At 39.5% G+C, this 324-nt stretch carries 1 protein-coding gene; it reads right to left on the reverse strand.

Features of this window, described 5'->3' with window-relative positions:
* Window positions 1–54: 54 nt before the first annotated feature.
* On the reverse strand, window positions 55–324 hold a 270-nt coding region (locus RH45_RS23650; RefSeq protein ID WP_008074584.1), incomplete at its 5' end, for a hypothetical protein.

Raw genomic sequence — 324 nt, forward strand, 5'->3', positions numbered from 1 at the left:
CCAAGCGTTGGGAATCTGCCTTAAACGCCTTGTTATATGCCATTTCCCAATGACTTATAGCTCGTCTCGTTCACCAGTTGTTTTGATTTTTAGATTTGGATTTACCCCACCACCAAATTCTGTCGATGGACCATATGATACGCTTTGCGAACGATGAAATACGAATAGCCCGATTGCTGCGATAACAGGGATTAGCCAGATAATTATGATTTGCGCTACTTTTTGAAATGAATTTAACTCACTCCTTGTTGCGACATAGACAGAACCGCAAAAGTTAACAAAACTAATTCCCAAAAGAACAGCAATCCAATTGTAAAACTCCAT

Source organism: Vibrio sinaloensis DSM 21326 (genome assembly GCF_000189275.1).
Lineage (GTDB): Bacteria > Pseudomonadota > Gammaproteobacteria > Enterobacterales > Vibrionaceae > Vibrio > Vibrio sinaloensis.